Annotated in this window: 20 protein-coding genes; 10 read left to right on the forward strand and 10 right to left on the reverse strand. The window is 69.0% G+C overall.

Annotated elements, in window-relative coordinates:
• Positions 1-146 precede the first annotated feature (146 nt).
• Together ACWDTP_RS02645 and ACWDTP_RS02650 are read right to left on the reverse strand one after the other, a co-directional pair.
• Positions 147-1,058 (reverse strand): arginase family protein, encoded by a 912-nt coding sequence (locus tag ACWDTP_RS02645; protein ID WP_450016296.1) that lies wholly within the window; start codon positions 1,056-1,058, stop codon positions 147-149.
• Between the two features lie 34 nt (positions 1,059-1,092).
• Positions 1,093-1,833 carry an HAD-IIA family hydrolase gene (locus ACWDTP_RS02650; RefSeq protein WP_450016469.1) on the reverse strand — a complete coding sequence of 247 codons (741 nt, stop codon included), beginning with the start codon at positions 1,831-1,833 and terminating at the stop codon, positions 1,093-1,095.
• Positions 1,834-1,970: 137 nt separating this feature from the next.
• Here ACWDTP_RS02650 and ACWDTP_RS02655 point away from each other — a divergent pair, with 137 nt between their 5' ends.
• Positions 1,971-2,249 (forward strand): hypothetical protein, encoded by a 279-nt coding sequence (locus ACWDTP_RS02655; protein WP_450016298.1) that lies wholly within the window; start codon positions 1,971-1,973, stop codon positions 2,247-2,249.
• A 52-nt stretch (positions 2,250-2,301) separates the two neighbouring features.
• On the opposite strand, the gene ACWDTP_RS02660 is transcribed toward ACWDTP_RS02655, so the two are convergent.
• Together ACWDTP_RS02660 and ACWDTP_RS02665 are read right to left on the reverse strand one after the other, a co-directional pair.
• Entirely contained in the window at positions 2,302-3,687 is a 1,386-nt protein-coding gene (locus ACWDTP_RS02660) for an aminotransferase class III-fold pyridoxal phosphate-dependent enzyme (protein ID WP_450016300.1), read from the reverse strand.
• Between the two features lie 13 nt (positions 3,688-3,700).
• The gene (locus ACWDTP_RS02665; RefSeq protein ID WP_450016302.1) at positions 3,701-5,203 is read right to left on the reverse strand and encodes a CoA-acylating methylmalonate-semialdehyde dehydrogenase; all 1,503 of its coding nucleotides are present in this window, start codon (positions 5,201-5,203) and stop codon (positions 3,701-3,703) included.
• Between the two features lie 126 nt (positions 5,204-5,329).
• Here ACWDTP_RS02665 and ACWDTP_RS02670 point away from each other — a divergent pair, with 126 nt between their 5' ends.
• The 4 genes from ACWDTP_RS02670 to ACWDTP_RS02685 are packed head-to-tail and all read left to right on the forward strand — an operon-like array spanning position 5,330 to position 9,555.
• Complete coding sequence (locus ACWDTP_RS02670) at positions 5,330-6,928, forward strand: PucR family transcriptional regulator (protein WP_450016303.1); 1,599 nt, start codon at positions 5,330-5,332, stop codon at positions 6,926-6,928.
• A gap of 29 nt (positions 6,929-6,957) precedes the next feature.
• Entirely contained in the window at positions 6,958-7,362 is a 405-nt protein-coding gene (locus ACWDTP_RS02675) for a DUF2237 family protein (RefSeq protein ID WP_450016305.1), read from the forward strand.
• A 10-nt stretch (positions 7,363-7,372) separates the two neighbouring features.
• On the forward strand, positions 7,373-8,815 hold the full coding sequence (locus ACWDTP_RS02680; RefSeq protein ID WP_450016307.1) for a protein adenylyltransferase SelO: 1,443 nt from the start codon (positions 7,373-7,375) through the stop codon (positions 8,813-8,815).
• A gap of 32 nt (positions 8,816-8,847) precedes the next feature.
• On the forward strand, positions 8,848-9,555 hold the full coding sequence (locus ACWDTP_RS02685) for a dienelactone hydrolase family protein (protein ID WP_450016309.1): 708 nt from the start codon (positions 8,848-8,850) through the stop codon (positions 9,553-9,555).
• Here the strand turns inward: ACWDTP_RS02685 and ACWDTP_RS02690 are convergent.
• The 3 genes from ACWDTP_RS02690 to ACWDTP_RS02700 are packed head-to-tail and all read right to left on the reverse strand — an operon-like array spanning position 9,552 to position 12,807.
• Positions 9,552-11,141 carry an aldehyde dehydrogenase (NADP(+)) gene (locus ACWDTP_RS02690; RefSeq protein ID WP_450016311.1) on the reverse strand — a complete coding sequence of 530 codons (1,590 nt, stop codon included), beginning with the start codon at positions 11,139-11,141 and terminating at the stop codon, positions 9,552-9,554. The two genes, ACWDTP_RS02685 and ACWDTP_RS02690, sit on opposite strands and share 4 nt — an antisense overlap.
• The gene (locus ACWDTP_RS02695) at positions 11,138-12,346 is read right to left on the reverse strand and encodes a fumarylacetoacetate hydrolase family protein (protein ID WP_450016313.1); all 1,209 of its coding nucleotides are present in this window, start codon (positions 12,344-12,346) and stop codon (positions 11,138-11,140) included. The genes ACWDTP_RS02690 and ACWDTP_RS02695 overlap by 4 nt, the downstream gene beginning before the upstream one ends.
• The gene (locus ACWDTP_RS02700) at positions 12,343-12,807 is read right to left on the reverse strand and encodes a MaoC/PaaZ C-terminal domain-containing protein (protein WP_450016315.1); all 465 of its coding nucleotides are present in this window, start codon (positions 12,805-12,807) and stop codon (positions 12,343-12,345) included. Before ACWDTP_RS02700 ends, ACWDTP_RS02695 begins: the two co-directional genes overlap by 4 nt.
• Before the next feature lie 147 nt (positions 12,808-12,954).
• On the opposite strand from ACWDTP_RS02700, the gene ACWDTP_RS02705 reads away from it, so the two are divergent.
• The 5 genes from ACWDTP_RS02705 (at position 12,955) to ACWDTP_RS02725 (ending at position 18,643) form a co-directional block, all read left to right on the forward strand.
• The gene (locus tag ACWDTP_RS02705) at positions 12,955-13,986 is read left to right on the forward strand and encodes a LacI family DNA-binding transcriptional regulator (RefSeq protein ID WP_450016317.1); all 1,032 of its coding nucleotides are present in this window, start codon (positions 12,955-12,957) and stop codon (positions 13,984-13,986) included.
• Between the two features lie 76 nt (positions 13,987-14,062).
• Positions 14,063-15,436, forward strand: a complete 1,374-nt coding sequence (locus ACWDTP_RS02710) for an MFS transporter (protein WP_450016319.1) — start codon at positions 14,063-14,065, stop codon at positions 15,434-15,436.
• Entirely contained in the window at positions 15,436-16,668 is a 1,233-nt protein-coding gene (locus ACWDTP_RS02715; RefSeq protein ID WP_450016321.1) for a CaiB/BaiF CoA transferase family protein, read from the forward strand. The genes ACWDTP_RS02710 and ACWDTP_RS02715 overlap by 1 nt, the downstream gene beginning before the upstream one ends.
• Positions 16,665-17,816: a hypothetical protein gene (locus tag ACWDTP_RS02720; RefSeq protein WP_450016323.1), complete on the forward strand. Its 1,152-nt coding sequence runs from the start codon at positions 16,665-16,667 to the stop codon at positions 17,814-17,816. Before ACWDTP_RS02715 ends, ACWDTP_RS02720 begins: the two co-directional genes overlap by 4 nt.
• 170 nt (positions 17,817-17,986) lie before the next feature.
• Positions 17,987-18,643 carry a DUF3159 domain-containing protein gene (locus ACWDTP_RS02725; protein ID WP_450016471.1) on the forward strand — a complete coding sequence of 219 codons (657 nt, stop codon included), beginning with the start codon at positions 17,987-17,989 and terminating at the stop codon, positions 18,641-18,643.
• On the opposite strand, the gene ACWDTP_RS02730 is transcribed toward ACWDTP_RS02725, so the two are convergent.
• The 3 genes from ACWDTP_RS02730 to ACWDTP_RS02740 form a co-directional block, all read right to left on the reverse strand.
• Positions 18,560-19,765, reverse strand: a complete 1,206-nt coding sequence (locus tag ACWDTP_RS02730; RefSeq protein WP_450016472.1) for an amidohydrolase — start codon at positions 19,763-19,765, stop codon at positions 18,560-18,562. The genes ACWDTP_RS02725 and ACWDTP_RS02730 overlap by 84 nt on opposite strands.
• Before the next feature lie 64 nt (positions 19,766-19,829).
• On the reverse strand, positions 19,830-20,135 hold the full coding sequence (locus tag ACWDTP_RS02735) for a DUF2469 domain-containing protein (RefSeq protein WP_267316933.1): 306 nt from the start codon (positions 20,133-20,135) through the stop codon (positions 19,830-19,832).
• On the reverse strand, positions 20,132-20,890 hold the full coding sequence (locus ACWDTP_RS02740; protein WP_450016474.1) for a ribonuclease HII: 759 nt from the start codon (positions 20,888-20,890) through the stop codon (positions 20,132-20,134). Before ACWDTP_RS02740 ends, ACWDTP_RS02735 begins: the two co-directional genes overlap by 4 nt.
• Positions 20,891-20,901 lie beyond the last annotated feature (11 nt).

Raw genomic sequence — 20,901 nt, forward strand, 5'->3', positions numbered from 1 at the left:
TCTGACCGCGGCGCGCTGCCGCCGTCGGAGGCGGCTGCTGTGCGCCGGGTGGCTGTTCGCGGTGGCATCGGGTCTCGCTTTCCCTAATATTGGATACTCTATGCGATTGCCCCGATGCCACGCCATCCCCGCCAACAGTGTGTCGGTCAGATCCAGGGCCCGCCGATGACATTTCGGACGAACGCGACGATCTGCGCGGCACCGGTCGCCCCTGGATCCTGATCCGGGTCGTAGATCGCGAGGCTGCATCCGATGCAGCCTCCTCTGAAGACCATCAGCCGGGTCAGTTCGGCGAGCTGAGCCCACGTCAATCCACCCGGTTCGTCCGCAACTCCGGGCAGCCCCTGGGCGGCGAACTCTTCGGGATCGAGCACGTCGAGATCGATGTGCAGCCACCACCGGTCGGCTCCGGCGGTCAGCGCGGTGTGCGCGCGGCGCGCGGTCCCGCCCGGGTCGCCGGCCACGCTCGCCAGCGGTGCCACCCAGACGCCGCAGTCGGCGAGGGTGCCTACGTTGAACTGACGGCGCCACGCCTCGTCGCGCGGCCCGATCACGACCAGCCGCTCACGCGGCAGAGCCGGCAACCGGTCAGCCAGCGGACCGCCGAGCAGTCGTCCGGTCAGGCCGAGCAGCAGCCCGATCTCGGTGTTGGCCGCCTCGCCATCCTCGGACACGTCCAGCGGCATGGTGTCCTCGTGGCCGTCGACGACCGCCAGGCCGACGTCGCGGGCGTGGTCGCGCAACCCGGTTACGATGCCGAACAATATCGAGCAGTCACCGCCGTAGACGACGGGAAACCGGTCGGCGGCCAGCGCCGCCCCGACCCGTTCGTTGAGCGCGGCGGTCATCGCCAGCAGCGCCTGCTCGTTGATGAGGCCGGTCGACGGGCCACGTGCGGAATCCGGTGCGGGCAGGTCGAGATCGGCGTTGACGACCACCCGATGGGTGCCGAATACGTCGAGAATCCCGGCGCCGCGCAACGCGCTCGCCGCGCGCGCCTGGTTACCTGTTCGCCCATAACCGTCGAACGGCACCCCGATCAGTTCGATGTGAGCCATCGGCATCACTCTTGATGGTGGGGCCGAATCGAGGTCAGATCAGATCGATCGCCTCGGCGATCGAGGGCAGCACCCGGCTGGGCCGGAACGGATAGCGCTCGATCTCCTCGGCCGATGTGGACCCGGTGAGCACCAGGATGGTGTCCAGGCCCGCCTCGATACCGGCCACCACATCGGTGTCCATCCGGTCACCGACCATGACGGTGTTCTCCGAATGGGCCTCGATGCGGTTGAGCGCGCTGCGGAACATCATCGGATTCGGTTTGCCGACGAAGTAGGGGTCACGCCCGGTCGCCTTGGTGATCATCGCGGCCACCGACCCGGTGGCGGGCAGCGGTCCCTCGGCCGACGGTCCGCTGACGTCGGGGTTGGTCGCGATGAACCGGGCGCCGCCCAGAATCAGCCGCACCGCCTTGGTGATCGCTTCGAACGAGTACGTGCGGGTCTCCCCCAGGACCACGAAATCCGGATCGGTGTCGGTGAGCGTGTAGCCGACCTCGTGCAGGGCGGTGGTCAGGCCGGCCTCGCCGATCACGTACGCCGAGCCGCCGGGCAGTTGATCGTCCAGGAACGTCGCGGTCGCCAGGGCCGATGTCCAGATAGCCGACTCGGGCACCGTCAGCCCCGAACGCGTCAGGCGCGCAGCCAGATCACGCGGGGTGAAGATCGAATTATTGGTCAACACCAGGAACGGCCGTTCCCGGTCGGCCAGCGTCTGAAGGAATTCCGCGGCGCCCGGCAACGCGTGTTCCTCGCGTACCAGGACGCCGTCCATGTCGGTGAGCCAGCATTGGGCGTGTGTTCGCACGGGATCAGTCTCTCAAGCCGATCCCGTGTCCACCGTCCAACCGGGTTATCCACAGGCGTGCCGATCGACCTACCGGGCCGCCCGGCGACCCATAGGATGTGGTGATGGCGACCCTGGAAGACCTCGAAGCGCGCGTTGCGGCGCTGGAGGCCGATCGCTTCGACTACCGTGCCGTGCTCGCCGCGGTGAACGCAGTGGGCGTCAATCAGCGCGAGCACGGCACGCGGCTCACGTCGGTCGAGGGACGACTGACCTCCGTGGAGGGACGCCTGATGTCGGTCGAGCGGGAGCTCGCCGAGTTCCGCCAGGAGACCCGCGCGCGTTTCCGCTCGGTCGACGAACACCTCGCCGAGATCAAAGACCTGATCATCCAGGGCCGCTGACGCACCAAGCCCGGCCACGCGAATCGCGCAGCCGGGCTTGGAGAATCGAACGTCAGGCCGTGTGCTGGTCGGCCACGTCCAGCGCGGAGTCCAGGATCGCCAGACCCTCACGCACCTCTTCGGCGGTCACGTTGCACGGGGGCACCACGTGGATTCGGTTGAAGTTGGCGAACGGCAGCAGTCCGCCCGCCTTGCACGCCGCGACCACGGCGTTCATCGCCGGGCTCGAACCACCGTAGGGCGCCAACGGTTCCCGCGTCTCCTGGTTGGCCACCAGTTCGAGCGCCCAGAACACGCCGGCGCCACGCACCTCGCCGATGCTGCGGTGCCTGGCGGCGAGCTCGGCCAGGCCGGGGCCGATCACCTCGGCACCGATCGTGGCCGCGTTGTCCACCATGCCCTCGTCTTCCATCGCGGTGATGGTCGCGACGGCCGCGGCGGTCGCGACGGGGTGACCGGAGTAGGTCAGCCCGCCAGGGTAGGCGCGATGCGCGAACGTCTCGTAGATCGCCGGGCTGATCGCCACACCGCCGAGCGGGATGTACCCGGAGTTGACGCCCTTGGCGAACGTCAACAGGTCGGGCACCACATCGAAGTGGTCGATGGAGAACCACTTTCCGCTGCGCCCGAAGCCCGCCATCACCTCGTCGGCGATGAAGACGATGCCGTACCGGTCGCAGATCTCGCGTACGCCCGCGATGTAGCCGGGCGGCGGGATCATGATGCCCGCGGTGCCGGGGATCGACTCCAGGATGATGGCCGCGATGGTCGACGGACCCTCCAGCCGGATCAACTCGTCGAGGTAGGCCAGCGCCCGCTCGGACTCCTCGGCCTCGGTGGTGGCGTGGAACCGCGAGCGGTACAGGAACGGCCCGAAGAAGTGCACGACACCGGCGTTGCCGTGGTCGTTGGGCCAGCGCCGCGGGTCGCCGGTCAGGTTGACCGCGGTCTCGGTGCCGCCGTGGTAGGCACGGTAGCGCGAGAGCACCTTGTAGCGGCCGGTGTGCAGCCGGGCCATCCGCACCGCATGCTCGACGGCATCCGCACCGGCATTGGTGAAGAACACCTTGTTCAGATCGCCCGGGGTGTGGCTGGCGATCAGCCGGGCCGCCTCCGAGCGCGCCGCATTGGCGTGCTGCGGGGCGACCGTACACAGCTTGGCGGCCTGTTCGGCAATGGCCGCAACAACTTTCGGATGCTGATGGCCGATGTTGGTGTTGACCAGCTGGCAGGAGAAGTCCAGCAGCCGGTTACCCTCGCCGTCCCACACGTACGATCCCTGCGATGCGGTGATCGCCATCGGGGAGATCTCCTCCTGGGCCGACCAGGAATGGAACACGTGCGCACGGTCGAGTTCGTAGGCGCGCGCGGCCTCGGCCTTGGCGTCCTGAAGGCTCAGGCCGTTGGGCAGCAGGGCGGGTTCTTGAGACACGGTCATGTGGTGCAGTCTCTCACTTGTTTTCGGGGAAGCCGAGGTTGATACCGCCGTGGCTGGGGTCGAGCCAGCGGCTGGTGATGGCCTTGGCGCGGGTGAAGAAGTGCACGCCTTCGGTGCCGTGGGCGTGGGTGTCGCCGAACAGCGAGGCCTTCCAGCCGCCGAAGCTGAAGTAGGCCATCGGAACCGGGATCGGGACGTTGATGCCGACCATGCCGACCTCGACCTCGTTCTGGAACCGGCGCGCCGCTCCCCCGTCATTGGTGAAGATCGCGGTGCCGTTGCCGTACGGGTTGGCGTTGATCAGCTCGAGTGCCTCGTCGTAGGTCTCGACGCGCACCACCGACAGCACCGGGCCGAAGATCTCGTCGGTGTAGACGCTCATATCGGGGGTGACATTGTCGAGCAGGGTGGGGCCCAGCCAGAAACCGGCCGGATCGCGCTGCCCGGCGCCGTCGAGCACGGTGCGGCCGTCGAGGACCACCTTGGCGCCCGCGGCCTCGCCGGCGTCGATGTAGCCCGCGACCTTGTCGCGGTGGGCCTTGGTGACCAGCGGACCCATATCGGAATCCTTGGTACCGTCGCCGGTCTTGAGGGTGGTGGCACGTTCGCTGATCTTGGCCACCAGGTCATCGGCGATCGGGCCGACCGCGACCGCGGCCGAGATCGCCATGCAGCGCTCACCCGCCGAGCCGAAACCGGCGTTGACCATGGCATCGGCGGCCAGGTCCAGATCCGCGTCTGGCAGGATCACGGCATGGTTCTTGGCGCCGCCGAGGGCCTGCACCCGCTTACCCGCCGCGGTGCCGGTGGCGTAGACATACTGGGCGATCGGGGTGGACCCGACGAAGCTGACCGCCTTGATCTTAGGGTTGGTCAGCAACTCGTCGACCGCGGTCTTATCCCCCTGCAGGACGTTGAACACCCCGTCGGGCAGTCCCGCCTCGGCCCACAACTTGGCCATCCACAGCGAGGACGACGGATCCTTCTCCGAGGGTTTGAGCACCACGGTGTTACCGGCGGCGATCGCGATCGGGAAGAACCACATCGGCACCATGGCCGGGAAGTTGAACGGGGAGATGATGCCCACCGGCCCCAACGCCTGGCGGATCGAGTACACATCGACCTTGGTCGAGGCGTTCTCGGTGAACCCGCCCTTGAGCAGATGCGGGATGCCACATGCGAACTCGACAACCTCCAACCCGCGGCTGACCTCGCCGGCGGCGTCGGAGAGCACCTTGCCGTGCTCGGCGGTGATGATCTCGGCCAGCTCACCCTTACGGGCGTTGAGCAACTCACGGAAGTTGAACAGCACCTGGGTGCGCTTGGCCAGCGAGGCGTCCCGCCAGGCCGGGAACGCCGCGGCCGCGGCATCGATCACCGCGCGCGCATCCTCGACCGAGGCCAACGCCACCTGACCGCTGACCGCACCCGTCGCCGGATTGGTCACCGGAGCGGTCTCGGTCGAACTGCCGGCAAACAGTTTGCCGTCGCGCCAGTGCTGGATGGCAGTGCTCATATGCGGGAACCTCCGGATCGGGTCGCTGAATGGATCGCTGACTTCACTGCCAACCCTGCGGCACCAAACCCTCACCCGCGGCGATCACTCTGTAATCACTATCGATACTTTTATTACACTCCGTAAATGATCCCCACCGTCAGGGACGTGATCGCACTCCCCGTCGTGCAGGCCGGCCTACCCGAGGTGGTGAGCACCGAAAACCTCGCCCGCCCGGTGCGGTGGGTGCACGTCAGCGATATGCCCGACCTCTCGGGACTGCTGCAGGGCGGCGAGCTGGTGCTGACGACGGGCGCGGCGCTGCGCGATGCGCCCCGCGACTATCTGGAGGGGATGCACCGGGCCGGCGCGGTCGGGGTGGTCGTGGAGTTGGGCACCCGCATCGATTCGCTACCCGATATCGCGGCCGGCCTCGCCCGCTCGCTCGGCCTGACCCTGGTGCTGCTGCACCGCGAGACCAGATTCGTCGAGGTCACCGAGGCGGTGCACCGGCTGATCGTCGCCGACCAGTACGAGGAACTGGCCTTCGCCTACCGCACCCACCAGACCTTCACCGAGCTGAGCATGAAACGCGCCCCGCTCGCCGACATCGTCCACGCGGCCGCCGACATGATCGACGAATCGGTTGTGCTCGAAGACCTCTCGCACCAGGTGCTGGCGATATCGCCGCGCAACGAGCCGGCCACGCTGGTCCTCGTCGACTGGCAGCGCCGGTCACGCTCGATGACGGAATCCTGGACCTGCACGGCCGTCGGCCCGCGCACCGAGGAGTGGGGACGGCTGATCATTCCGCACGCCCCCGCCGCCCCGGCCAAGGCCACCATGACGCTGGAGCGGGCCGCGCAGGCACTGGCCTTGCACCGGATGGCCGAGCGGGGCCGGTCCGGGCTCGAGCACCAGGCCCAGAGCGGGCTGATCGAGGACGTCCTCGGCGGGCGCATCCCCGATGACCGGGAGGCCGACGCCCGTGCGGCCGCGCTCGGCCTGCGCGCCACCGGGCCCTACCTTCCGGTCACGGTACGTGTCAGCCCGCACGCCGACCGGCTCGAACCGGTCGCCGCGCAGCGACGCAACATCCGCGTCCTCGACGCCGTCACCCACAGCGTCAGATCGCAGGGCCATACGGCGATCTGCTCGATCCGGCGCGATGGCGAGATCGGGCTGGTGCTGGCGGTGGCGACCCGGCGCGGCACGGCCGCCGACTCGGCCCTCACCCGCCTCGCCGAGGGGCTGCGCGAAACCATCACCCGGGAGGGCGAGGCCGGAGACGTCGTGGTCGCGGTGGGCGCGGGCGCGGGCGCGTTCGCCGATGCGGTTCGCGGCCTGCGGGAATCCGCGCACGTCGCCGAGGTCGCGGCGGCGATGACGGGGCCACGGCGTCCGTTCGTGCGGGCCTCCGATGTGCGCCTGCGCGGACTGCTGACCCTGCTGCACGACGATCCGCGGGTGCAGACGTTCGCCGAGACCGAACTGAAGACGCTGCTGATCCACGATGCCGCCCACGGCGAGAACGATATGGCCGTCCTGCGTGGGTATCTGGAGCTGGCCGGAAACAAGACGGCGCTGGCCAAACGCCTGCACATGAGCCGGCCCGCGCTCTACAGCCGGCTGGCCGCGATCCAGCGCAGGCTGGGGGCCGATCTGGACGACGGCGAGTCGATGACCTCGCTGCACGTCGCGCTGCTCATCCTCGACGCCCAGCCGGGTGCGGTCCGGCGGGCCTGACCGACCGCGGGCCGCGCAATACTGGTCGCATGGCGGATCGCAATGTGCTCGGCGGGCCACTGGCGGAATGTGGCACCGACCCGCTGACCGGCTTCTACCGCGACGGGTGCTGCACCACCGGCGATGCGGATGTGGGCAGGCACACCATCTGCGCCGTCGTCACCACCGACTTCCTGGAGCACCAGCGATCCATCGGCAACGATCTGTCCACCCCGGCACCGCACTTCCGCTTCCCCGGTCTGGTGCCCGGAGACCGCTGGTGCGTCACCGCGGTGAACTGGCTGCGCGCCCACCAGGACGGCTTCGCCGCCCCGGTGGTTCTGGCCGCCACCCACGAACGCACGCTGGAGGTGGTGCCCCTCGAGGTGCTCGCGGGCTACGCGGTCGACGTCCCCGACGACCTGGGCGACCTCGAGCCGCCGCCCGGTCCGTAGCCTCGAAAGGGTGAGCGTGACACCGGATACCGCCGTCGCCCTGGACGCCGGCTTCTCCCGCCAGTTGCCGGAGCTCGCGGTGGCCTGGCGAGCCGAGGCGGCACCGGACCCGCGGCTGCTGGTCCTCAACGAACCGCTGGCCACCGAACTCGGTCTGGATCCCGCCTGGCTGCGCGGCCCCGCCGGGCTCGGGCTGTTGACCGGAACCGCCGTACCGGAGGGTGCGGCCCCCGTCGCGCAGGCCTATGCGGGCCATCAGTTCGGCGGCTTCGTCCCGCGCCTCGGCGACGGCCGGGCCCTGCTGCTCGGCGAGCTCACCGATACCGAGGGGCACCCGCGCGACCTGCACCTGAAAGGGTCGGGGCGGACACCGTTCGCCCGCGGCGGTGACGGCCTGGCCGCCGTCGGCCCGATGCTGCGCGAGTACATCGTCAGCGAGGCCATGCACGCGATGGGCATCCCGACCACCCGGTCGCTGGCCGTGGTGGCGACCGGCCGCCAGGTGTGGCGCGACAGCGCGTTGCCCGGCGCGGTGCTCGCCCGGACCGCGAGCAGCCACCTGCGGGTGGGCAGTTTTCAGTACGCCGCCCAATACGGACGGGCGGCAGACGATCTGGGCTTGTTGCGACGGCTCGCCGATCATGCGATCGCCCGTCACCACCCGGCGGCCGCCGAGGCCGACAACCCCTACCTCGGACTGTTCGAGGCCGTGGTGTCGACCCAGGCTTCGCTGGTGGCCCGCTGGCTGCTGGCCGGCTTCGTGCACGGCGTGATGAACACCGACAATATGACCATCTCCGGCGAGACGATCGACTACGGACCGTGCGCGTTCATGGAATCCTATGATCCCGCAACGGTATTCAGCTCTATCGACCACACGGGGCGCTACGCCTACGGCAACCAGCCCGCGGTGGCCGAGTGGAACCTGGCCCGGTTCGGCGAAACCCTGCTCCCGCTGCTCGCCGACGACGGCGAGCGGGCGGTGGCGCTCGCCACCGGGGCCCTCGACGGTTTCCGGACCCGGTTCGAGGACGCCTGGCTGGCGGGCATGCGGGCCAAACTCGGCCTGCTCGGCGATACCGACGACGAGACGGCCCGCGCCCTGATCGTCGATCTGCTCGCCCTGCTGCAACAGCACCGTACCGACTACACCTCGTTTTTCCGGGCGCTGGGCGGTGAGCGCCCGGCCGGCACCGGGTTCGACGACTGGTTGGCGCGCTGGCAGGCACTCGGCCCCGACACCCGCGCGATGGACCGGTTCAATCCGGTCTACATCCCCCGCAATCATCTCGTCGAGGAGGCGCTGGACGCGGCGACCGCGGGCGACCTGGAACCGTTCGGCAGGCTCATGGACGCCGTCACCCAGCCCTACGATGAGCGTCCGGGCCTCGACCGCTACGCGTCGCCCGCTCCGGAGAGCTTCGGCGCCTACCGCACCTTCTGCGGCACCTGAACGCCGGCCGCCGAACCACTACATTCGGTGAGGTGACCGAAATCTCCATCGCCACCCCGAACGGTCCGCTCGACGCCCTGCTCAGCACACCCGAAGGCGACGGACCCTGGCCCGGGGTGGTGGTCATCCATGACGGCTTCGGATACGCCGCCGACAACGAGGCGATCTCGGCACGCATCGCCGCCGCCGGTTATCTGGCGATCACCCCGAAGCTGTTCTCCCGCGGCGGCTGGGCCCGCTGCGTGACCAGGGTGATGCGCGAGTTGTTGACCCAGCGCGGCAGGTCGCTCGACGACATTCTGGCCGCCCGCGATCACCTGTCCGCGCATCCACAGTGCACCGGCCGGATCGGGATCGCCGGCTTCTGCATGGGCGGGCAGTTCGCCCTGATCATGGGGCCCAAGGGGTTCGGCGCCGCCGCGCCGTTCTACGGCACCCCGCTGCCCCGGCACCTGAATCGGGCACTCGACCCGTCCTGCCCGATCGTGGCCAGCTTCGGCGGGCGCGACCCGTTAGGCGTCGGCGCACCGGCCCGGCTCCGCAGGATCGTCGAGGACAACCACATCCCCGCCGATATCAAGGTCTATCCCGGAGTCGGTCACAGTTTCGCCAATCAGCTTCCGGGCCAGACCCTGCTGCGCGTCACGGGCTTCGGCTATGACGAGGCCGCCAGCTCCGATGCCTGGTCGCGGGTGTTCGCGTTCTTCGGCGAACACCTCACGACCGAATCCGACGCCTAGACCCGTCCCGGCACCGTCAGGGTGCCCTCGATCCGACGGGTCAGGTTTGGCGAGTCGTCGCGCACGGCCGTGGGCTGCAGCGCCACCGGCATGTCCTGATAGGTCACCGGCCGCAGGAAGCGGTCGATGGCCAACGTGCCCACCGAGGTGGTCCGGGAATCGGACGTCGCCGGGAACGGGCCGCCGTGCACCATCGCGTCACACACCTCGACACCGGTCGGCCAGCCGTCGAACAGGATCCGGCCTGCCATGCGCTCAAGGCGCGGCAGCAGTCCGCGGATGAACGGGTGGTCGCCCTCGGCTGCGTGCACGGTCACGGTCAGTTGTCCGGGCAGTGTGTCGAGCACCTCGGTGAGCGCCTGCGGTGAGTCGCATTCGACGATCAAACCCGCCGGGCCGAACACTTCCTCACAGAGCGCCGGGCGGTGCGTGAAATCGTCTGCTGCGACCGCGAACAGCGCCGCACCAGCCTGCCGCGCGCCGGCCTCGGCCGGCCCGGTCAGCTCACGCACTCCGGGTTGTGCGCGCAACCGCTGCAGGCCACGGTGATACGCCGCCGCGATCCCAGGTGTCAGCATGGTCTGGGCCGCGGCCGTGCCGAGGGCTTCGACCGCGGCGCGGGTGAACTGTTCGCTGCCGGGTGACTTCACCACCAGCAACAGGCCCGGATTGGTGCAGAACTGTCCCGCGCCGAGGGTCAGTGACGCCGCGAAGCCGGCCGCGAGACGCTCGGCCCCCTCGTCGAGTGCCCCCGGGGCCACCAGGACGGGATTGATGCTCGACATCTCGGCGAAGACCGGGATCGGGACCGGCCGTTGTGCGGCCGCGGCCATCAGCGCCGACCCGGCACGCCGCGATCCGGTGAATCCCACGGCGGCGACGGCCGGATGCCGGGCCAGGCCCTGTCCGACATCGGGCCCCGCACCGTACAGCAATGAGAAGACGCCGTCCGGAAGGCCTTCGGCGCGAACGGCTTCGGTGATCACCGCGCCGACCAGCTCGCTGGTTCCCAGGTGGGCTTCGTGCCCCTTGGCGATCACCGGACATCCGGCCGCCAGCGCCGAGGCGGTGTCGCCGCCGGCAACCGAGAAGGCGAACGGAAAGTTGCTGGCCCCGAAGACCGCCACCGGGCCCAGCCCGATGTGCTGCAGCCGCAGGTCCGGGCGCGGCGAGGGTTGCCGTGACGGATCGGCCGGATCCACCCGGACCCCCAGCCAGTCGCCCTGACGGACGACCCGGGCGAACATCCGCAGCTGTCCGGTGGTCCGGCCGCGCTCGGACGTCAATCGCCCCTTCGGCAGGGCGGTCTCGACGTGGGCCCGGTCGATCAGCTCATCGCCGAGCCCTTCCAGGCCGTCGGCGATGCGTTCCAGCAGCCGGGCCCGCACCTCGAGCGGTGCGTTGCGGTACCCGTCGAACGCCTCGCGGGCTGCCGCGGCCGCGGCGTCGATATCGCCGGCCGCAGCCGAGCCGTAGGCCGGTTGCAGCTCGTCGCCACTGACGGCGGCAACCGGGTGCAGTACGGGGCCGGCGCCGGCCACCCGGCGGCCGGCGACGAACAGCTGTCCCGTCAGGGTCGTGGTCATGTGGTTCCTCCGTGTGCGTCGGGGGTGCGGTTTCGATGGTCGGTGAGCAGGGCGCCGATGCCGTAGCGCCACGGCGGCAGATCCTCGGTCCGGCCGATCACCCCGACGAGACTGCCGAGTTCGGGGCTCGAGATCGTCACGACATCATCGAGGTGGTGGGTGAATCCGAGCCCGGGCGCGTCGCGATCCTCGGTCGGCGCGAACAGGGTTCCGGTGAAAAGCGCGAACCCGTCCGGGTATTGGTGATGGCGGCCGTAGGTGGCCGCGATCAGCTCCTCGAACGAGCGGCTCAATGCGGCGACCACGTTGGTGCCGTGCAGAACGAAGCCGTCCGGGCCGTCCACCCGCAGGCTGATCTCGAGGGACCGCGCGTGGTCGACGGTGAAGTGCTCGTCGAAGATCCGGATGAACGGCCCGAGTGCGGCCGACCGGTTGTTGTCCTTGGCCATTCCGAGCAGCAGCGCGCTCCGGCCTTCGACGTCACGCAGGTTCACATCGTTGCCGAGGGCCGCGCCGACCGGTACGCCACCGGAGTTGACGGCCAGCACCAGTTCCGGCTCCGGATTGTTCCACTGCGAGAACTCCGGGATGCCGATGTGGCCGAGCGATCCGACCGAGGACAGCACCGGAGCCTTGGTGAACACCTCGGGGTCGGGGCCGAGGCCGACCTCCAGATACTGCGACCACAGACCGTTGACCACCAGTCGTGCCTTGAGTTCGGACGCGGCGGCCGAGCCGGGAGCGATGGCGGCCAGATCGAGCCGCTGGTCGCCGAGCCCACCGGCCTCGAGTTCAACGCGCAGGCTGTTGGCGCGGACCGGGTCTCCGGCGCTGCGTTCCTCGATGAGCCGTTCCAGCATACTGCCGGCGAACGTCACCCCGCATGCCTTGAGTACCTGAAGATCGAAGGGCGACAGCAGTACTGGCGCTCCTTCGGGTCCTGGCGGGCCGATCTCGCCGACCACGTCGTCGATACCGCACAGCGGGGCACCGCGGGCGATCCGGTCGAGGGTGTCCACCAGGTCGGGGGCGTCGAGCAGGTGGGCGACCGTCGGGGCCACCGACCGCAGATCCCACACCGATGCACCGCGCACCAGCACCGGTACCGGCGCACACCCGTCGATCCCGAGCCGACCGATCAACCGTGCCCGGCCGTCGGCGGGAAGCAACTGCCCGACACCGGGCAGTGCGGCCGTCACCGTCACCGGGCCTCCTCGAGGAAGTACAGGATGTGTTCGGCCGCAGCGACGGTCGTTCCCCCGTCGTTGCGGACGACGACGTCGGCATAGGTCTTCGCCGCGTCGAGGTCCACCTCGCGAATCGTGTAAGTCACCGTGACGGTGTCGCCGATGAACACCGGCGCGATGAACCGCACCCGGTTGTACCCGTAGGAGACCGCGGTCCCGCCGAGCGCCGTGATCATCGCCGTCGAGGTGGTCGACATGAAGCCGACGAGCAGGACGCCGTGAGCGATCCGGTGGCCGTACCGGGTTTTCGACATGGCCGATTCGTCGACATGGTTCGGGCTCAGGTCGCCGGTGATTCCGGCAAACAGGTAGACGTCGGATTCACCGACCGTCTTGGTGAACGAGACTTCACGGCCCACGGCCGCCGCGGCGATTCCCTGGTGCGCCGTTGCGTCGTCGGTCTGTCGATGTTCTGTCATCCGATTCGATCTCCTTGATGGTTCGCGGGGTCACCGATCTGGCTATGAGCCTTGACACAGTCAACCCGAACGTACATGATTGCGCAAACGTTTAACCACATTGCGTAATCGTTTTTCCACGTCAAGCAAACTGTCAGGAGGGTGAGAGTGACACCACATCGCCCAGTTCTCGCCAAAGACGTCGCCGAGGCCGCGGGCGTGTCCATCGCCACGGTCTCGCGCGTCCTCAACGGCAAGCCGGGGCGGATCAGTGTCGAGACCCGCGAACGGGTCGTCGCCGCCGCTGAACGCCTCCAGTACAAGCCCGACCCGCTGGGACGCTCGCTACGCAGCGGATCCAGCAACACCCTGGGACTCATCGTCCCCGATATCGGCGACCAGTACTTCCAGTACATCGCCCGCGGCGCCGAGACCGCCGCCCGCGAGCGCGGCTACGGGATCGTGTTCTGCAACACCGATCGCCATCCCGATCGCGAACTCGCCGCGCTGGAGTTCCTCGCGGACAAGCGCGTCGACGGTGTCGTACTGTGCGGCGGCGGCCTGCAGGACGAAAAGCACCTCGCCGACAACGACTTCGACGGCCTGTCCATCGTGTCCATCGGACCCCATCAGCTGCAGGTGCCCAACCTCGCCGTCGACAACCACTCGGCCATGCATGCCGCCGTCAGCCATCTGGCCACCCTGGGCCGCAGAAGGGTGCTCTGCATTGCGGGCGAACGTGATTGGCTGATCACCCGGGCCAGGGTGACCGCGGCAGGAGAGGCCGCTCGATCGCTCGGCATGGACACCGACCCGGAGTTGGTGCGCTACTCGGGCTTCACCGCGGAAGCGGGTGCGGCCGCCGCCAACGCGGCGCTGGCCGAAAAGCTCGACTTCGACGCCGTCCTGGCCTTCAACGACTACGCCGCGGTGGGGGCGATGTCGGTGCTGGCCGGAGCGGGCAGGACCATACCGGGTGATATCGCGATCGTCGGCTGCGACGACACCGACATCGCCGCCTACTCGCGAGTTCCCTTGACCACCATCCGATTCCCCACCGCCCGGCTCGGCGAGACCGCCGTGCGCGTGCTCTGCGACGGCGCGCCGGTCCCCACCGACCCCTTCACCTACGAGCTGGTGATCCGAGAAAGCACCGTCGGTTCCTCGGCCACCACTCACCACCACACCGAGCTTCGTTGACGAACCGGACGATCCGGCACCCGACGACGGCGCCATCCACAATCCCCTCACCCCGACACGCCACTGGAGTCAACTGATGTCACAATCCGCGCCCATACCCGTCGCCGAGAAGGACGCGCAGCGTCGGCGGGCGATCGTCTCAGGAACCCTCGGCTCCAGCATTGAGTGGTACGACTTCTACCTCTACGGCGTCGCGGCGGCGACGATCTTCAACCGGCAGTTCTTCCCTGCAGGCACAAGCGTTTACGTCGGTACGCTGCTGGCGTTCAGCACCTATGCGGTCGGTTTCGTCGCCCGGCCGCTTGGGGCGATCATCTTCGGCCACTTCGGTGACCGGATCGGCCGCAAGAAGGCACTCGTCTTCTCGCTGCTGATGATGGGCCTGGCCACCGTCGTGGTCGGGCTGCTGCCCACCTACGGCTCGATCGGCATCGCGGCACCGCTGATCCTGACCCTCATGCGGTTCCTGCAGGGCATCGGTGTCGGCGGCGAGTGGGCGGGCGCCACCCTGATGGTTACCGAACAGACGCCACCACAGCGCCGCGGGTTCTGGGGCAGCCTGCCCCAACTCGGTGTCGCGTTCGGAGCGCTCACCGCCAACGGCGCGTTCATGCTGACCAGCACGCTCGTTCCCGATGGCCAATTCGATTCCTGGGGTTGGCGTATCCCGTTCCTCGCGTCGGCAGTACTGATCGCGGTGGGCCTCTATATCCGGCTCAACATGGCCGAATCACCCGCGTTCACCGCCGTCAAGAATTCCGGCAACATCCAGCGCCGCCCGGTACTGGAGGTGGTCCGCCGGTATCCGATGACGATTCTGCGCGCCGCGGGCATCCGGGTGGCCGACGTCGGCATCTATTACGTCTGGACCAGCTTCTTCCTCGCGTATGCCGTGGGCCTCGGGTTCGACAAGTCGACGCTACTGACCCCGACCCTGCTCGCGTCGGCCATCGCCATCGCGACCATCCCCATGTGGGGTGCGGTGTCGGACAAGATCGGCCGGCGTCCCACCATCATGTTCGGCGCCGTCGTCATGGCGATTCTCGCCTTCCCGTTCCTCTGGGCGGTCGACGCGGGGGCGATGTGGCTGGTGGCCCTGCTGCTCGTGCTGGGCATCAACATCGGCCGCGACGCCTGTTACGCACCGCAGGCCGCGTACTTCACCGAACTGTTCCCGCCCCACCTGCGCTACAGCGGGGCCTCGCTCGGCCCGCAGCTGGCGGCCATCTTCGGCGGGTGTGCACCGCTGATCTCCACCGCACTCGCCGGCCCGGAGTACGCGGGCATCGCCCTGGTCTGCGGCCTGGTCATCGTCATGGCGGGATTCACCTTCCTCAGCGCATTCGTCAGCCAGGAAACCGCATACGCCAAGGTCGGCCGTGACGTCACCCTGGACCACCTGCCCCCAGCCCAGGCCGCCGAGGCCGATCCACAGAAAGTGATCTCCTGATGCCAGAAGACCAGGACACGGTGGTGCCGACCCGGCCGGCCGGCCTCCTCGAGGGGGTCAAGGTGCTGGCGTTCACGCACTGGCTGCAAGGGCCTGCCGCCTGCCAGTACCTCGCCGACCTCGGCGCCGACGTCATCAAGGTGGAACCGTTGAGCGGTTCGGCCGAGCGGGCCGTCATGGGTCCCGGCCCAGGACCGGCCGACGCGAGTTCGTTGTTCGTCGCGGGCAACCGCAACACCCGCAGCATCAGCGTCGACCTCAAGAGCCCGCACGGGACCGATCTCGTGCGCCGCCTGGCGCGCACCTACGACGTCGTGATCGAGAACTACCGCCCCGGGGTGCTCGACAAACTCGGCCTGGGCTACCAACAGCTCAAACACGACAACGAGTCGGTGATCTTCGCGTCGGCAACCGGCTACGGCCCGCGCGGGCCGTTGTCGTCGATGCCCGGTCAAGACCTGCTGGCCCAGTCGGTTTCGGGCCTCACCGCCGCGTCGGGCCCGCGACCGACGCCGGGCGGCGCGGCGCTCGTCGACCAGCACGGCGCGACGCTGCTGGCGTTGTCGGTGCTGGCCGCCGTCGTCAAACGCACCCGCACGGGCGAGGGCACCAAGATCGAGGCAAGCCTGTTGAACGCCGCGCTGGATCTCCAGATGGAGGCCCTGACGTTCTTCATGAACTCGGGTAGCAAGTGGTCCGATGTCGGCACCCGCCACGAGAATCTGGGGACCTGGTACCACCAGGCGCCCTACGGCGTCTACGAGACCCGAGACGGGTGGCTGACCATCAGCATGGGGCCGCTGGAGAACCTGCGCACCGCGCTGCCCGAGATCGGCGATCTCACCGGCCTCGACCCGATGGCCGACCGCGACGAGGTGGCCCGGCGGGTCACCGAGGCGGTGGCCGCCCTGACCGCCGACCAGGCCCAGGAACGTCTGCGCGCCGCAGGCGTCTGGCACGCGCCGGTCCTCGACTACGACGACGTGCTCGCCAGCGAGCAGGTGCACATCAACGGAATCATCGGGCACGCCGGAACCGACGACTGGGATGCCTCCGTCGTGCACCATCCGGTGATGTACGACGGCGCATTGCCCGCCGTGCGCACCCCTCCCCCGTACTGCGGGCAGCACACCCGAGAAATTCTGCGGGAAAACGGATTCCATGACGATGAGGTGGCGGCGCTGATCGACGACGGCGTCGTATGTGACCGACAGGAAGGTAACGCCGGATGACTTCGACCGTCACCAGTGTGGCGCCGGACAGGGACGACTTCGTGAGCGAAGCCTACGGCCGCGTACTCGACGCGCTGTCCGATGCGCCGATGCGCAGCGGCCACTACGTCGAAGACGGCCGCTGGAAACAGGTGCCGGTCGACGAGGAAAGCTACTGGACCACCGACAGTTACGATCACGGCAATTGGACCAGCGGGTTCTGGGTGGGCTGCCTGCTGCACCTGCACCGGCTCGGCGCACCGCCCCAGACCGAACTGGCGGCCGCGCTCGCGGGGGCGACGGCGATGCGCGCCCGCGACGAGACGACCCACGATCTCGGCTTCATGTTCTGGCCCTCGGCGGTGCTGCTGGCCGATGAACGCGAAGCCGAGGGAGACGCGGCCGCAGCGCAGCGCTGGGCGCGGGTCGCGCTGACGGCCGCCGAGACGCTGGCCAAACGGTTCCGCCCGGCGGGCTCCTACCTGCAGGCGTTCGGGGCGCTCGACGACACCCGCGGCCAGCCGACCTCGACCATCGACACGATGATGAACCTGCCGCTGCTGTGGTGGGCGGCACGTCGATTCGACCGCGCCGATCTGCACGACATCGCCCACCGGCATGCGATGACGACCAGCCAGGATCTGGTCCGCGCGGACGGCGCGAGCTTTCACATCGTGCACCACAACCCCGACGGCAGCGTGCGGTCCCGCGGCACCTTCCAGGGCGCCGCCGACCAGAGCTGCTGGACCCGGGGCCAGGCCTGGGCCGTACACGGCTTCATCGACGCCTACCTGGCCACCGGCGAGGAGCAGTTCGCCGAGGTCGCCGAACGGTGCCTGCAGTTCTGGGTCGACCATGCGCCGCTGCAGGAACTTCCGCCGTACGATCTGCTGGCCGGCACCGGACTGTTCGACGCCAGCGCCGCCGCGATACTCGCCTCCGGCCTGGCCGATGCGGCGGCCGACCCGCGGCTGGGCAGCCGGCTCAAGGCCGACGAGCGGCTCGAGCGGGTGCTCACCGCACTCGGGCGCGATGCCGTATTCGCCGGGCCGGCAGGCATCATCGGCAAGTCGACGTATTCGGCCCCGCACGGCTGGGGTGTCGACGGTGCGCTGCCCTACGGCGACTACTTCTATCTCAGGGCGCTCACCAAGACCGCCCCCGCTTGACCTTCCTGTCACTTAGTGACACAGTAGAGCTGTCACTAAGTGTCAGGAGATCTCGCCATCGTCCCCGGCCCCGCCGCGGATAACGTCTCCGCAGGACGCCGACGACGAGAACCAGGAGGACGGGCGTGAAAGATGATGGCGGTCAACCGAAACCGACGCTGCTGGCCCAGATGGGCGGCGTCTCCGGGCTGGTCTACGCCAGCCTGCCGAGCCTGGTCTTCGTCGCGGCCGATGGGGTAGCCGGGCTGCACGTGGCCGTCGCAGTGGCGGTGGCCGCGGCCGCAGCCGTCGCGGTGCTGCGATTACTGCGCCGGGAATCGCTGCAGCCGGCCCTCTCCGGTCTGCTGGGCGTCGGGATCGGCGCCTTCATCGCCTACCAGACCGGAGACGCGAAAGACTATTTCCTGGTGGGGATCTGGATGAGTTTCGCGATGGCGGTGGTGTGCTTCGGATCCGTCCTGGCGCGCCGGCCGCTGGTCGGTGTCATCTGGGGCGCCCTCAGCGGCGGCGGGCAGGCCTGGCGCGCGGACCAGCGCTCACGTTTCGGCTACGACGTCGCGACGCTGGCCCTTGCCGCCGTGTTCGCGGCCCGGTTCGTGGTGCAGAACTGGCTTTACGACGCGGACTCGACCGGGTGGCTGGCCTTCGCCCGGATCGCCATGGGCTATCCGCTGACCGCGCTGGCGCTCGTGGTCGTGGTCTGGGCGATCCGGCGTTCGGGGCGCAGCCTGCCGCAGGCCACGTCACAGCCAGCCGAGCGCGGCGACCACGAGCGCCTGGGTGCCGGTGTCGAGGGTGGGCTGGAGCACCGGTGCGAACCGCGGTGAGTGGTTCACCGGAATGTCCGCGCTGACCCGGACCGCGGCCGCCGCCGTGCGGTACACCCGTTCGTCGATACCGCCGATCCCCCAGTAGCTGTAGGGCACACCGAGCGCCGCCGGGATGTCGCTGAAATCCTCACTGGCCGACTGCGCACCCATGGTCTGCGCCCGGTCGGCGCCGAAATAGCCGCGGAATGCGGCGTCGATCCGCTGCGTCACGGCCTCGTCGTTGACCGTCAGCGGGAAACTGTCGTACAGCTCGAATTCGGGCTCCCGCGGCGAGTCGGAAGCCTGGCATTCGGCGGTCACCACCCGGCGGATCGCATCGAGCACCGCGGCCCGCACCGAGGTGTCGTAGGTGCGCAGGTTGAGCTCGAGCACCGCGTGATCGCCGATGACGTTGCTCTTGGCGCCCGACCGGATGCTGCCCACCGTCAACACGACCGTCTCGGCCGGTGCCACCTCGCGCGACACGATCGTCTGCAGCCGGATCACGATCATCGCCGCCAGCACCACCGGGTCCACCGTGGCCTGCGGCATCGAGCCGTGCCCACCGCGACCGTGGACGGTGATGCGCATGCTGTCGGCGGCCGCCAGGACCGGACCACCGCGAGTGCCGACCATGCCGGCCGGCGCGGGCAGCACATGCTGGGCGAACGCCACATCGACCGGGCCGACGAGCTGGGCGAGGCCGTCGTCGACCATGCCCCTGGCCCCGTCGCCGGCCTCCTCGGCGGGCTGGAACAGCGCGACCACGGTCCCGTTCCAGTGCCCGGTTCCGTTGGCCAGCAACTCGACCGCACCCAGCAGGCAGGTCACGTGCACATCGTGGCCGCACGCGTGCATCACGCCTGCGGTGTCGCTGGCATACGGCAGATCCGTCGCCTCGGTGACCGGCAGGGCGTCCATATCGGCACGCAACAGCACGGTCGGCCCGTCGCCATTGCGCAGGATCCCGACCACACCGGTGCCACCGATCCCCTCGCGCACCCGCAGGCCCGCCGAGTTCAGGCGTTCGGCGACCGCGCCGGCGGTCCGGTGCTCCTGGTGCGACAGCTCGGGGTGGCGGTGCAGATCCTGGTACAACGATTCCTGCCAGGACCGCACCCCGGGCAATCCGGCCAGCACCGCGTCGGCACGTCTGCGCAGGTTCTCCGGTGAATCGGTGACGGTCATCCGGACGCCCCCAGGTCTATTCGGGCAGCCGCAGCTCGGGCTTCTCCACTTCTTCGATGTTCACATCCTTGAACGTGATCACCCGTACCTGCTTGACGAACCGGGCCGGCCGGTACATATCCCACACCCACGCGTCGGCCAGGCGCAGTTCGAAATACACCTCACCCTCGGCGTTGCGTGGAATCAGCTCCACACTGTTGGCGAGGTAGAACCGCCGCTCGGTTTCCACGACGTAGCTGAACTGCCCGACGATGTCCTTGTATTCGCGGTACAGCGAGAGCTCCATCTCGGTTTCGTACTTTTCGAGATCTTCGGCGCTCATGTGCTCTGCTGTCCTTCTGGTTGTCCTGCCGGCCTATCGCCCATCTTTGCGTACGTCGTTTCAGCATGCCCCATTGGTGCCGTAACCCGCCGCACCTCCGTCGTCTCCGCGGCCCGCCGCACGTTCACATACGAGTAGCGGTGCTGCGCGCACGGCCCCAACGTCGTCAACGCCGCGGTGTGCGCCGGCGTGCTGTACCCCTTGTGCTCGGCGAACCCGTAGCCGGGGTGCTGCTGCTCCATCTGCACCATCAGCCGGTCGCGGCTGACCTTGGCCAGCACGCTCGCGGCCGCGATACACGCCGCGGCGCCGTCTCCCCCGATCACCGGTAGCGAAGGCACGGCCAACCCGGGTACCCGAAACCCGTCGGACAGCACATAGCCGGGCCGCACCGACAATCCGGCCACCGCGCGGCGCATGCCCTCGATGTTGGCGACGTGCACACCGCGGTGATCCACCTCGTCGGACGGGATGAACACCACGTGATAGGCCAGCGCGTAGCGGCGGATCAGCGGGTAGAGCCGCTCCCGCTCCTTCTCGCCCAGCTTCTTCGAATCGTCGAGCGCGGCCAAGCTGTCCAGCCGGTTCGGCCCCAACACACACGCCGCCACCACCAACGGGCCCGCGCACGCGCCCCGGCCCACCTCGTCGACCCCGGCGACGGGCCCGAGCCCGCTGCGGTACAGCGCGGATTCCAGGGTGCGCAGACCCGAGGACTTTCGGATCACCGCTCGAGGCGGCCACGGCGCCCGCAACTCGGAGACCA

The sequence above is a fragment of the Mycobacterium sp. NPDC003449 genome (genome assembly GCF_053588415.1).